The following is a 10,927-nucleotide window of genomic DNA, read 5'->3' on the forward strand; positions in this document are numbered from 1 at the left end:
AATTTTACGCTGCACTGCAACATTTTTCGTCCGGGAATGCTACGATGACGCTTTGATACCTTTCAAAGCCGATCTTGCATTTCAGGAAACTCCACCGCCGTACGCGCATGCTGGCAGGCCGCTGGCTGACGGGCTTGCACGCCTACACGGACAAGCTGGCGCAGCGCCGCCCCCTGTGGATGGTCACCCTGGCCATCGACGAAACCAATCTGTCCGAGGGCCTGCGGGCCGCGTGCGCCTCGAGCGTCATGTTGCTGCTGGGCTTGTTGTTCGACCATCCCGATTTTTCCTGGGCCGCCATCGGCGCCTTCTGGACCTGCCTGGCCGACGCGGCCGGCACGCGCCGCATGCGCTTCGTCTCGATGCTGGGCTTCGGCCTGCTGTCCACGGTGGCCGGCGGCCTGACGGCGCTGGCGGCCGGCCATGGCCTGGCGACGGCCGCCATCGCCGTGCTGCTGTTTTCCTGGGCCGGCGCGCTGGCGCGCATCTGGGGTGCGGCCACGGCGCAGGTGGCGATCCTGGCGGCCACGGCCTGTGTCGTGATGGTCACGCATCCGCTCGAATCGATGACGCAAAGCGCGCCTTTCCTCGGCCTCTACATGGTCGGCTGCCTGTTTGCCACCGTGCTCAGTTTTACGGTCTGGCGCATCCACCCGTTCGGCCCCAGCAGGCGCGCCATCCGCGCCGCATATTCGCGCCTGGCCAGCATCGCGCGCGACAATGCGCGCTTCCTCGAAGCTGACGCCGCCCAGGCGGACGTTGCCGCGCATGGCGCCAGCTACCGCTCGCAGGCGCGCGCCGCGCTGGAAGCGGCGCGCGTGGCGCTGGCCGCCGTGCCGCCATCGCGCGCCGGCCGCAGCGCCCTGTACGACAACCTGCTGCTGGCCCTCAGCGACGCCGAGCGCATCTTCGCCTACCTGATCGCCGTCACGCATACCTGCGAGCGCGAGCAGCAGCGGCTGCGCCAGGACCCGCGCGCGCGGCGCAGCCTGGAAGTGATGGCCGTGCTGCTGCGCCGCCTGGGGCAGGCCGTGCAGCGCCGGCCGGAAACGCCGCCGCTGGACTTGCAGCGCCGCCTGGCCGCCTGCGGACGGCGCCTGGAAGCGGCGCTGGGCGCCTTGCTGCCGCTGCGCCTGAACGTGGAATTCATGGAGCTGGGCATGCCGCGCGCGAGGCAGCTGCCGTGGCGCGAAGCGGCTTTCCTGGCCTTGGGGCAGGCGTGGCAGACGCTGAAAGTCAACGCCACGCCGCAGTCGCTGAGCTGGCGCCACGCGGCGCGCGTGTCGCTGGCGACGACGGCCGGCTTCCTGCTGGTCGAAGCCTTGCACATCCCGTTCGGCTACTGGGCCACCATGGCGACCTTGCTGATACTGCAGCCGTCCGTGTCGACCACCTGGCCGCGCGGCATCGAGCGGGTGGCGGGCAGCGTGCTGGGCGCCGTGCTGGCCGTGCTGATCGGCCTGGCCGTGCACACGCCGCTGGCCATCTCGCTGGTGGTGTTTCCCCTGATCGTCGCCACCATGGCCTTGCGCCGCGTCAGCTACAGCCTGCACGTGCTGTTCATGACGCCCGCCTTCGTGCTGGTGGCCGACTATGCGGCGCCGGCCAGCGAGATGGTGTATGCCATGAGCCGCCTGGGCAACAATGTGCTTGGCTGCGTGCTGGCCCTGCTGGCCACGTTCTTCCTGTGGCCCGACCGCGAAGCGGACGACCTGGACCAGCGCCTGGCGAAAGCCGTGTCGGCCAATTTGAAATACCTGCTGGCCGTGCTGGCGGCGGGCGGGCGGTGGGATAGCGCGATCGCAAGGCTGCGCCGCGAGGCGGGACTGGCCAGCAACAACGCCGAGCAAGTGCTGCAGCGCCTGCGCATCGAGCGCCGCCTGGACCGCAGTAGCGGCGTGGGCCTGGCGGCCCTGCGCACCTTGCCGCTGCTGCGCCGCGTGGCGGGCAGCACGGCGCGCATCAGCCTGAGTCCCCAGGCCGAGCCGGCCATGCCCGAGTTGCAGCAGTGGATCACCGCCGTCAGCGCGGAGATCGATGCCTTGCTGCGCGGCGAGGCGGACGTTCCCGCGCCCGCTCCCTGCGGCGGCCACGGCTTGACGGCCTTGCAGGCCGATGCCGTGGCGCAGGTGCAATTGCTGCGGGGATTATTGCGCGAACACCTGCATGCGCAGCTGCAGTCCGGCGAGGTGGCGCCAGCCGCATGACGGCGGCGAGGCCGTGGTGTAGATGCAACAAGATGGCAAGAAATTTTTACGCACGTCAAAAAAACGGCGAAGTCTTGATTTTCGAGCATTGCAACAGTAAATGCTAATCGTTATCATTTGCAATTGGCGGCATGAGAAGGCGACACTGGCAGCGCGGGTGAAGGACGGCATCATGAGACTGCCCCTTTCCCATCCGCAGTTGCAAGGTTTTCATGTCTTCCATTCTTACCCTGCGCCAGTCCGTACTGGCCATCGGCCTGGCCTTTGGCGCCAGCGCCGCCACTCCCTTCGCCGCCGCAGCCGACACCGACGAACCCGCACCGCAAGTGCTGCCCGAAGTGCGCCTGCAGGCCGAGCGGGAGTCCGTGGGCGAACAGCGCCTGGACAAGCGCCAGATCGAGGCCATGAATGGCATCGACGGCAATATCACCAGCTTGCTGCGCATCAATCCCAGCGTGCAGTTCGATAACAAGCAGCAAGCGTCCGCCACCCAGGGCGAGCTGGCGCCGGCCGATATCAGCATCAACGGCGCCAAGTTCTACGACAATCTGTACCAGATGGACGGCATGTCGCTCAACAACGATATCGGCCCGAACAGCAGCAATCCCGCCAGCAATGCCACGCCGCCGTCGGCCAGCCAGGGCTTTGCCGTCGACACCAGCCTGCTGTGCGACGTGACGGTGCTCGATTCGAACATCGGCGCCGAATATGGCCGCTTCAAGGGCGGCGTGGTGAAGGCCAATACCTGCGCGCCCACGCGCAAGCTGGCCGGGCAAGTGTCCGTCGAAAGCACGCGCTCGGCGTGGATGCAATACAAGCTCAGCGACAGCCAGCGGGAAAGCGCCGCCAATTCGGCCACGGCCGATTTGCAGCCGGCATTCGAGAAATGGACCTACCGCGCCGCGCTGCAGGGCAAGGTGACGGAAAATTTCAGCCTGATCGGCAGCTTCATCCGCAAGACGTCGGAGATTCCCCTGAATGGCTACGGCAATGGCTTGCAGAGCGCAAGCGATGCCAACCGCAAGGTGCAAAAGCGTGGCAGCGACAACGCCTTCGTGCGCGGCTTCTGGACCATCACGCCCGGCGTGCTGGCCGATTTTTCCCTCATGCATGCGCCATCCGAGGGCGATTATTTCATCGCCAACACCAGGAACAGCAGCTATCACCTGAAGAGCGGCGGCAATGGCATCAACCTGGGCCTGACGCATCCCGTGGGGTGGCTGGGCAATGCCACGGCGGAACACCGCTTGAGCTGGAGCAAGATGGACAGTTCGCGCGACGCCGATGCCACCGTGTGGAAGGCGTGGCGCTACTCGAGCGACAAGAACTGGGGCGTCAAGACGGGCACGGGCGCGACGGGCTGGGCCAGCAATGAAGGCGGCTACGGCGACATCGACCAGGAACAGGAAAGCGCCCAGTACCAGGGCAAGCTGAAGTGGGAGCCGCTCGACTTGCTGGGCATGTCGCATACTTTCCAGGCCGGCCTGGAACTGGGCACGCAGCGTTCGCGTTACCAGCGCAACACCACGTATGAGCAATACACGGCATCGGCCAACACCACCACTTGCAATATGCTGGGCGGCGGCGTCGATACGCAGTACTGCTCGCTGGCGACGCCATGGAATGCGGCCTCAAACGTGCGCGGCCAGTATCTGGCATCGCGCATCATTTTTTACGCGGGCGGCTATGAACTGAGCAACAAGACGCGCGGCGCCTTCCTGCAGGATGACGTCAAGGCGGGCGATGTGCGCGTGCGCCTGGGCATGCGCTACGATACGGACGACCTGTCGCCGAAGTCCACCGTCGCGCCGCGCCTGTCCGCGTTCTGGGATGTGGCGGGCAAGGGCACGACGCAGGTCGAACTGGGCGCCAACCGCTACTATGGCCGCAATTTCTTCAACTTCTATGCCCAGTCGAAACGCCTGGCACTGCAGACCTCGCCGCAAACGCGTACCTTGTCGGGCGGCTTGCTGAAGGACTGGGCCGCGCCCGTCATGGCCAGCAACTGGAGCTGGCTCAAGCTCGGTGACATGAAGGTGCCGTACACGGATGAAAAACTGCTGGGCATCAGCAAGCAATGGGGCGGCGTGAAATGGAGCGCCAAGCGCGTGCTGCGCGAAGGCCGCGACGAGATGGTGTATCACGTGGTGTCGGCCGCCAATTTCTATTGGGATAACGTGGGCCGCAGCGACAGCAAGGTGTGGACCCTGTCCGCCGAGACCATGCGCCCGCTGCGCTGGGGCGGCAGCGCCACGCAAGTGCAGTTCGGCTATGACCGCACGCGCACCACCAGCACGCATGCCACTTACGATGACTCGCTGAGCGACCTGACGAACGAACTGGATAAATTCATCTATTACCAGGGCAAGTTCGTGCGCTGGGCGGACCGCCCGGCCAACAATTACAACCGGCCCTGGACGGCGCGCCTGCTGCTGTCGACCGATATGCCTGCGTACCGCCTGAAGGTGGACCATTTCTTCCGCATGCGGGGGCCGGAAACGAATATGGTCGCCACGGGAGATGCGCTGCCATTCGACGGCGACGTGGCGAAGGTCTACCAGGACGTTTCGACCAGCAAGTCCTTCACCTGGGACATGCGCGTGCAGTACGCGCTGCCGAAGACGGGGCCGGGCGCAGGCTTCGTCAACCTGGGCATCGAGAACGTCAGCAACCGCAGCAATCCCCTGTTCGATGCCAACAACGGGGTGGTGTTCGAAAAAGGCCGCCAGTTCACGCTGGAACTTGGCTACCGCTTCTAATGACAACGACCATGACGGCAGGCGCATGAATATCGCATCCCACCTGAAAAAAACCACCTTCGCCGTGGCCGCCTTGCTGGCGGGCGGCGCGGGCCTGATGATGAGCATGGATGGCCGCGCCAGCGATGGCGTTCCCGCCAGTATTGCCTGCGCGGCGGACAAGGGCTGGGACATGGCCTGTCTGCGCCAGAGGTATGCGCAGCCCATCGCCCACTGGCCCCGGCCGCAGGTGGCCGATGGCGTCGCGCCGCAGGAAATGGCGCCCGTCTCGGCGCTGCCGCCGGCGCAGGTGGCGCCACAGGTGGCGGCGCTGGGACAGCGGCTGTTCAATGACCCCCGCCTGTCGCGCTCGAACGCGGTGGCCTGCATCAGCTGCCACAGTCCCGCCCACAGCTTTGCCGACAGCAAGCGCACCTCCGTCGGCCATGAAGGAAGGCTGGGCCAGCGCAACGCGCCGGGCTTGCTGGGCGTGGGGCAGCTCAAGCCGCTGTTCTGGGATGGCCGCGCGAATACCCTGGAAGAGCAGGCGCTGGGTCCCTTGCAGCATCCGGACGAGATGGCCATGGACGTACCGGCCCTGGCGGCCAAGCTGGCCGCGCTCGATGACTATCCGGCGCAGTTCGACGCCGCCTTCGGCCAGGGCGCCGGCGTGACCCTGCCGCGCATCCTGACGGCGCTGGCCGACTACCAGCGCACGGTGCTGCCGCCCGTCACGCGCTTCGACACCTTCCTGGAAGGCCAGCGCACGGCCCTGAACGACCGCGAGTTGCTGGGCTTGCACCTGTTCCGCACCAAGGCGCGCTGCATGACGTGCCACAGCGGCGCCTTGCTGACAGACCAGCAATTCCATAACCTGGGCTTGACGTACTACGGGCGCAAGAAATATGAAGACCTGGGGCGCTACCTGGTGACGGGCAAGCACGAGGACGTGGGCAAGTTCCGCACGCCGGGCCTGCGTGGCGTGGCGCAATCGGGGCCGTGGATGCACAACGGCCTGTTCCCGCAAATGGTGGGTTTGCTGAACATGTACAACGCGGGCATGTCGCGCCCCGTGCCGCAAAATGCGCAGCAGGCGGCCGATCCGAAGTTTCCCGTCACGTCGCCCCTGCTGCAGCGCTTGCAGCTGACGTCCGAGGAAATCATCGCGCTGAAGAGCTTTCTGGAAGCCCTGTAGCCGCCCGGCCGGCTGCGCCCGCAGCCGGCCGTTTTCCTGCATGCGGCGCCAATATTGTATAGACGTTTGGCGCCTCCCAATCTCTCCAAATTCCACATTCCACGGGCTTTCCCAATATATTTTCCAAAATGAAAATATATAAGAAGGAAATGTTGACTCTAAAATAATCGCGCTCTATATTCGATTTTGTAGCAAGAAAATAAGGAAAATCGTCATTGATTTTTACCACTGGTGTAGTGCCATTGCCTGCTGCAATGGCTGACATGGAGAGTAGTAAATGAAAAAGATTGCGGCATTTATTTTTACCCTGGGATTGAGTGCTTCGTATGCTCTCGCTTCGGAGATCAGCTGCTCCAGCTGTGAGGAGGAATTGCGCGAGTGCACGATGATGAATGGCGACCGATCCCCATTTTGCAGCGGCAGTTACAAGGCGTGCCTGAAAGTCTGCGAAGCAGGTACCTGATTGCAGACTTGATTTATCGCAAGGTGGCAAGCCAACGGCGTTCCGCGCTGGCTTGCCTTTGATACGCCCCTCTCTCGCCATTCCCCACTATGCAGAAAAAAATCAAAACCGTCGCCCTGTATGCGTTGATCCTGGCAGCCGGCCTGGGCAGTGGCTATGGCCTGTCCTTATTGCCTGGCCTGCTCAAGTCGAATTACACGGAAGGCAATTACGCCGCGTATTTCCCGAATGCCCAGGCGAAGGTGGTGTTATATGGCACGGACTGGTGCGGTTATTGCGCCAAGACGCGCGCGTATTTCAAGGAAAACAAGATCGATTTCGTCGATCTCGATATCGAGAAATCGCCGGCAGCGAAAAAAGCCCATGAAGAACTCGGCGGCGGCGGCGTGCCCGTGGTGTTGATCGGCAACCGCAAGATCCAGGGTTTCAATACGGATGCCTTGCAAGCGGCGCTGAAGAAAATCTGACGTTCCCACTTGTTAATTTGAAAGGCTCACCATGTTCAAAAAGATTGCCGCTTTCCTGTTTGCCGCCGGCGCCGCGTTGTCCTTCAGCGTGCAGGCAGGTGGCCCTGACTGCACCTTTGTCTGCGAACGCAACCTGCTCGATTGCGTGGAATTCGGCCAGCCGGCCTGCATGGAAAATTATCAGGCTTGCCAGAAGGAATGCCTGCGTCCGCCGCGTGGTTGACGCGCGCATGCAATGCCAGCGTATGGATGGCGCGTAAGCGACGGCGCGCCATGGATGTCATTCATCGTCTGTCAATTCAACAGGAGTGCTTATGTTTAAAAAGCTGGGTTTCTTTTTGTTTGCCATGGGCGTCAGCGCCTCGTATGCAATCGCCGGCAGCGGCGAGCCGGCATGCTATTCGCAGTGTAACGATGACCTGGAGCAGTGCATGACCGAGCATCCGGGCTCACCAGGTGCCTGCAGCAAGATTCATCGGATCTGTTATGAAAGCTGCGCGCCAGATTAAATAAAGATTGCCGGCCCTGCCAGTACGCCGGCAGGGCCGGCATTGGCGGCGTTAACCCCGCGTGCGGTCGTGCCGCCACAGCACGTCGCTGCCGCCGGCAAAGCGGTTCAGCACGCGCGACAGCACGAACAGCAGGTCCGACAGGCGGTTCACGTACTGGCGCGGATGCTCGTGCAGGGTTTCCACGTTCGCCAGCGCGACGATGCTGCGCTCGGCGCGGCGGCACACGGTGCGGCACACATGCGCGAGCGAGGCGGCGCGCGAGCCGGCCGGCAGGATGAATTCCGAGAGGGCGGGCAAGTCCGCATTGTATTTGGCCAGCAAATCGTCGAGGCGCAGCACGTGCTCTTCCTTGATCAGCTGGTAGCCGGGGATGCAGATTTCGCCGCCCAGGTCGAACAGGTCGTGCTGGATGGCGACCAGCTCGTCGCGCAAGGCGTCGGGCATGGCTTCGCACAGCAGCAAGCCCAGATTGGAATTGAGTTCGTCGACGTCGCCCATGGCGTGGATACGGACATTGTCCTTGCTGGTGCGGCTGCCGTCGCCCAGGCCGGTGCTGCCATTGTCGCCCGTGCGCGTGGCGATTTTCGAGAGTCGGTTGCCCATGATGCTGATCCTGTCAAAGTAGAATGGGGGCAGCATACGACACTGCGCCACACCTTGCCCCCGATTTGCCCGCCATGGCGACAAAAAATGCGGTGCGCGCCGCTTTTGTGCTTACAATCGTTGCACGCCCATGCACTTTTGCTCACTTAAGTTGCCCCACTTATGCTCAATGCCGCTCCCGAATCCGGATTGACCGCCGCGCGCCAGCAAGCCGTCGTCGCCGCCCTGCTGGCCGTGCTGCCGGCCCGCTGCGTGCTGTCCGACGCCGAAGACACGCGCCCGTATGAATGCGACGGCCTGGCCGCCTACCGCCAGCTGCCGATGGTGGTCACCCTGCCCGACACGGAAGAGCAGGTCGTCGCCATCCTGCGCGTCTGCCGCGAATTGCAGGTGCCGATCGTGCCGCGCGGCGCCGGCACGGGCCTGTCGGGCGGCGCCTTGCCCATCGCCGATGGCGTGGTGCTGTCGACGGCGCGCCTGAACCGCATTGTGCGCCTCGATGCGTATGCGCGCACGGCCGTGGTGCAGCCGGGCGTGCGCAACCTGGCCATTTCCGAGGCGGCCGCGCCATACGCGCTGTACTACGCGCCCGATCCGTCCTCGCAGATCGCCTGCAGCATCGGCGGCAACGTGGCGGAAAACTCGGGCGGCGTGCATTGCCTCAAATACGGCTTGACCGTGCACAATGTGCTGCGCGTGCGCGTCGTTACCATCGCTGGCGACGTGCTGGAACTGGGCGGCGAATGCCTCGATTCGCCGGGTCTCGACCTGCTGGCCGTCTTCATCGGCTCCGAAGGCATGCTGGGCATCGTCACGGAAGTGACGGTGAAACTGATACCGAAACCGGCCACGGCCAGGGTCATCATGGCCTCGTTCGGCGACGTCGTCACGGGCGGCAACGCGGTGGCCAACGTGATCGCCGCCGGCATCATCCCGGCCGGCCTGGAAATGATGGACCAGACTTCTTCGCGCATGGTCGAACCGTTCGTCAAGGCCGGCTACGACATCGACGCGGCGGCCATCCTGCTGTGCGAGGCGGACGGCACGCACGAAGAGGTGGAAGAGGAAATCGCGCGCATGACGGCCGTGCTGGAAGGGGCGGGCGCCAGCGCGATCGCTGTCTCGCAGTCGGAAGCCGAGCGCATGAAGTTCTGGTCCGGCCGCAAGAACGCGTTTCCCGCCGCGGGGCGCATCTCGCCCGATTATTACTGCATGGACGGCACCATCCCGAGAAAAAAACTGGCGGAGGTCCTGACGGGCATCGCGCAGATGGAAAAGACGCACGGCCTGCGCTGCGCGAACGTGTTCCATGCGGGCGATGGCAACCTGCATCCCCTGATCCTGTTCGACGCCAACGTGCCGGCCGAATTCGAGCGCGCCGAGGCGTTTGGCGCCGACATCCTGGCACTGTGCGTGGCCGTGGGCGGCACCATCACGGGCGAGCACGGCGTGGGCATGGAAAAGATCAATTCCATGTGCGTGCAGTTTACGCGCGCCGAACTCGATGCCTTCTTTGCCGTCAAGCGCGCCTTCGACCCCCATACCTTGCTGAACCCGGACAAGGCGATTCCCACCTTGAACCGCTGCGCGGAATTCGGCAAGATGCACGTGACGGCGGGGCGCCTGCCGTTCGCCAACCTGCCCCGTTTTTAACCTGCCGGAGACCTCCTTGCAAGCGATAGTGGAACAATTCAGGCAGACCATCCTGGCGGCCAGCGCGGCGCGCAGCCCCCTGCGCCTGCGCGGCGGCGGCACCAAGGACTGGTATGGCCAGCGGCTCGAAGGCGAGGTACTCGATACGCGCGCGTATGCGGGCATCATCGACTATGAACCGACGGAACTGGTGATCACGGCCCGCTGCGGCACGCCGCTGGCCGAGATCGAGGCGGCGCTGGCCGCGCGCAACCAGATGCTGGCTTTCGAGCCGCCGCATTTCGGCCCCGGCGCCACCGTGGGCGGCGTTGTCGCTTGCGCCTTGTCCGGTCCGCGCCGCGCCAGCGCGGGCGCGCTGCGCGACTTCGTGCTGGGCGCCGTGCTGCTGGACGGCCACGGCGAGCGGCTGGCCTTTGGCGGGCAGGTGATGAAGAACGTGGCCGGCTACGACGTCTCGCGCCTGCTGGCGGGGTCCCTGGGCACGCTGGGCCTGATCCTGGAAGTGTCGCTGAAGGTGCTGCCGCTGCCGCTGCGCGAGACCACTTTCCGCATCGCGTGCGCGGAAATCGCCGCCCTGCGCCTGCTCAATGAGTGGGCCGGCAAGCCGCTGCCGATTTCGGCCAGCTGCTGGCATGACGGCGTGCTGACGGTGCGCCTGTCCGGCGCCGAGGCGGCCGTCTCGGCGGCGCTGCAGTCGCTGGGCGGCGAGGTGCTGGCGCCGCAGGATGCGGCCGCCTTCTGGAGCGCGCTGCGCGAGCAGACGCATGACTTCTTTGCGGGCGCGGGCAGCCTGTGGCGCCTGTCGCTGCCGCCGCACGCCAGCGCCGTGATCCTGAAAGGGCGCCAGCTGATCGAGTGGGGCGGGGCGCAGCGCTGGCTGAAACTTGACACCGACGCCGATGACGCCGGCGCGCAGCGCATCCGCCAGGCGGTGGCGGCCGCCGGCGGCCACGCCGCCTTGTTCCGTGGCGGCGACAAGGCCGTGGGCGTGTTCCAGCCGCTGGCGCCGGCCATCGATGCCATCCACCAGCGCCTGCGGCAGGCTTTCGATCCGGCCGGCATCTTCAACCCGCACAGAATGTATTGAGC

At 64.8% G+C, this 10,927-nt stretch carries 10 protein-coding genes; 8 read left to right on the top strand and 2 right to left on the bottom strand.

What is annotated here, in order from left to right:
* Positions 1–107 precede the first annotated feature (107 nt).
* The 3 genes from AC1RDJ_RS20150 to AC1RDJ_RS20160 all read left to right on the top strand — a co-directional run bounded on the left by AC1RDJ_RS20150 (position 108) and on the right by AC1RDJ_RS20160 (position 6,140).
* Positions 108–2,207, top strand: a complete 2,100-nt coding sequence (locus AC1RDJ_RS20150; RefSeq protein WP_493028497.1) for an FUSC family protein — start codon at positions 108–110, stop codon at positions 2,205–2,207.
* Between the two features lie 212 nt (positions 2,208–2,419).
* Positions 2,420–4,966, top strand: a complete 2,547-nt coding sequence (locus AC1RDJ_RS20155; RefSeq protein ID WP_493028498.1) for a TonB-dependent receptor — start codon at positions 2,420–2,422, stop codon at positions 4,964–4,966.
* Between the two features lie 25 nt (positions 4,967–4,991).
* A complete protein-coding gene (locus AC1RDJ_RS20160; protein WP_493028499.1) occupies positions 4,992–6,140 on the top strand; it encodes a cytochrome-c peroxidase in 1,149 nt (382 codons plus the stop codon).
* Here AC1RDJ_RS20160 and AC1RDJ_RS20165 read toward each other — a convergent pair.
* Positions 6,106–6,684 (bottom strand): hypothetical protein, encoded by a 579-nt coding sequence (locus AC1RDJ_RS20165; protein WP_493028500.1) that lies wholly within the window; start codon positions 6,682–6,684, stop codon positions 6,106–6,108. The genes AC1RDJ_RS20160 and AC1RDJ_RS20165 overlap by 35 nt on opposite strands.
* A gap of 8 nt (positions 6,685–6,692) precedes the next feature.
* Between AC1RDJ_RS20165 and AC1RDJ_RS20170 the strand changes: the two genes are divergently transcribed.
* The 3 genes from AC1RDJ_RS20170 (at position 6,693) to AC1RDJ_RS20180 (ending at position 7,579) form a co-directional block, all read left to right on the top strand.
* Positions 6,693–7,070 (top strand): glutaredoxin family protein, encoded by a 378-nt coding sequence (locus tag AC1RDJ_RS20170; RefSeq protein ID WP_071325361.1) that lies wholly within the window; start codon positions 6,693–6,695, stop codon positions 7,068–7,070.
* 31 nt (positions 7,071–7,101) lie between these two features.
* On the top strand, positions 7,102–7,293 hold the full coding sequence (locus tag AC1RDJ_RS20175) for a hypothetical protein (RefSeq protein ID WP_289889442.1): 192 nt from the start codon (positions 7,102–7,104) through the stop codon (positions 7,291–7,293).
* 91 nt (positions 7,294–7,384) lie between these two features.
* Positions 7,385–7,579: a hypothetical protein gene (locus tag AC1RDJ_RS20180; protein WP_071325359.1), complete on the top strand. Its 195-nt coding sequence runs from the start codon at positions 7,385–7,387 to the stop codon at positions 7,577–7,579.
* Between the two features lie 51 nt (positions 7,580–7,630).
* Here the strand turns inward: AC1RDJ_RS20180 and AC1RDJ_RS20185 are convergent, their stop codons facing one another.
* The gene (locus AC1RDJ_RS20185; protein WP_493028501.1) at positions 7,631–8,185 is read right to left on the bottom strand and encodes a cob(I)yrinic acid a,c-diamide adenosyltransferase; all 555 of its coding nucleotides are present in this window, start codon (positions 8,183–8,185) and stop codon (positions 7,631–7,633) included.
* A gap of 162 nt (positions 8,186–8,347) precedes the next feature.
* Between AC1RDJ_RS20185 and AC1RDJ_RS20190 the strand changes: the two genes are divergently transcribed.
* Both AC1RDJ_RS20190 and glcE read left to right on the top strand, forming a co-directional pair.
* Complete coding sequence (locus tag AC1RDJ_RS20190) at positions 8,348–9,838, top strand: FAD-linked oxidase C-terminal domain-containing protein (protein ID WP_289889444.1); 1,491 nt, start codon at positions 8,348–8,350, stop codon at positions 9,836–9,838.
* A 16-nt stretch (positions 9,839–9,854) separates the two neighbouring features.
* Positions 9,855–10,925: a glycolate oxidase subunit GlcE gene (gene glcE, locus AC1RDJ_RS20195; RefSeq protein ID WP_493028502.1), complete on the top strand. Its 1,071-nt coding sequence runs from the start codon at positions 9,855–9,857 to the stop codon at positions 10,923–10,925.
* The last annotated feature ends 2 nt before the right edge of the window (positions 10,926–10,927 follow it).

The organism is Janthinobacterium sp. GW822-FHT07H10, from assembly GCF_058798675.1.